Source organism: Mesorhizobium sp. M0663 (assembly GCF_040320585.1).
In the GTDB taxonomy this organism is placed as follows: Bacteria; Pseudomonadota; Alphaproteobacteria; order Rhizobiales; family Rhizobiaceae; genus Mesorhizobium.
In genome coordinates, this window is record NZ_JAMYPX010000099.1 from 1 (window position 1) to 1,444 (window position 1,444).

Annotated in this window: 2 protein-coding genes and 1 pseudogene; 2 read left to right on the forward strand and 1 reads right to left on the reverse strand. The window is 61.1% G+C overall.

Annotated elements, in window-relative coordinates; genetic code table 11:
- The first annotated feature begins 171 nt into the window (after positions 1–171).
- On the forward strand, positions 172–564 hold the full coding sequence (locus tag NKI54_RS36260) for a diguanylate cyclase (RefSeq protein ID WP_352694640.1): 393 nt from the start codon (positions 172–174) through the stop codon (positions 562–564).
- A gap of 182 nt (positions 565–746) precedes the next feature.
- Positions 747–956 carry an Hpt domain-containing protein gene (locus NKI54_RS36265; protein WP_352694644.1) on the forward strand — a complete coding sequence of 70 codons (210 nt, stop codon included), beginning with the start codon at positions 747–749 and terminating at the stop codon, positions 954–956.
- A gap of 15 nt (positions 957–971) precedes the next feature.
- Here the strand turns inward: NKI54_RS36265 and NKI54_RS36270 are convergent.
- Positions 972–1,444 (reverse strand): annotated as a pseudogene (locus NKI54_RS36270) (glycosyltransferase family 2 protein); the annotation flags it as partial.

Consider the following 1,444-nt stretch of genomic DNA (forward strand, 5'->3'; position numbering starts at 1 on the left):
ACCAGCTGACGCCCGATCGGGCGCTCACGTCGCAGCCGGCAGCACCGTTATGCGACATTTCTACTTTGCTGACATCGCGACATTCGAACTTGGTTGCAACACGAAGCAGTGAGACAGCGCGCCTGGTCGGCAGTAGTGCCAGACTGGATGGCTGGATGGAGGGAGCACGAGATGAGTGAGACCCGCAAAATAGCAGCGATCCTGGTCTCGGATGTGGTCGGCTACAGCCGGCTAGCCGAGGTGCTCAAACATATTGCCCACGCAATCCAAACTGGCGCTGGTCGCTCCAACGACCTGGCTGCACGATATGGGGGCGAAGAGTTTGTGATCGTGTTGGTTGACGCTTCAATGGAACATGCGAACGAAATAGCCTTCCGGCTCGTCCAAAGCGTGCGAGATCTGAACATTCCGCACGATTGCGGCAGAGTGACCGTCAGCGTTGGCGTCGCTACAACGGTACCCAACGAGAACGAGAGCCCGAATGATCTCGTCAAAGCCGACGATCTGGCACTATTCCGTGCTAAGTCGGAGGGACGAGATCCCGTCGTGGTTGATGGTGTATGAGAAGGCCGTTGCCCTGGAGATCATGCGCGACAAGCAGTCCGCTTCGACCCAAGCCGCTTTGTGCTTGAATACCCGCCGAAACGATCCAGGAGGAGCGCCACCTCATTTCAAACGATCCTTTCGCCCCTCTCCGGCAGCGTTTCCTTGTCCGATGCGCCGATCAGCTCGCGGAGCTGAAGGCCATTGCACGTCAAGGCGATGCCCTCCCCACCCGCGATGCAATGGTTAGTATCGCCCACTCGCTGGCGGGGGCGGCGGGTACGTTCGGGTTTGGGGAGATCAGCGCGCGGGCGTCCGCGCTGGAGACGCTGCTGATCGAGAATGGGGATGAAGGGGCGGCCGAAGCCGCGCTCCATGCCCTAATTGCGGAGATCGAGCGGACGCTGCAATGATGCGTCCGGCCATGCCTATTTCTTGGCGCCGGAAAGGCCGGTCCTGGTCATCTCGCCCCAGTTCTGGTCTGCCCGCAAGAATTGCCACCAGCCCTTCAGGCGCCAGAAATTGTTGAGCTGGCGATAGCCAAAATTCTCGATCACGGCGACCGCCGTCAGCACGGCCAGGTCCCGGGCACGCGGGAAGCGCTGGAGCTCGGCCTCTTCGAGGATGAGGGAGCATACGCTGACGCAAACGCCATAGGTGAAGATGAGCGAGGTGAAGGCCAAAAGATATTCGGCCGACAGGATGCCGAGCAGCCAGAAGGCCGGGATCAGGATGTAGCCCAGCACCTCCGCCACGGGCCCCAGCACGTCGGCAATCAAGATGTGGCCGAAGCCGAGGAAGCCGACGCGGCCATAGCGCGGATTGAAGAGCATGGCGCGGTGGCGGAAGAAGCATTCGAGCGCGCCGCGCTGCCAGCGCGTACGCTGCCTTGCCAGAACGC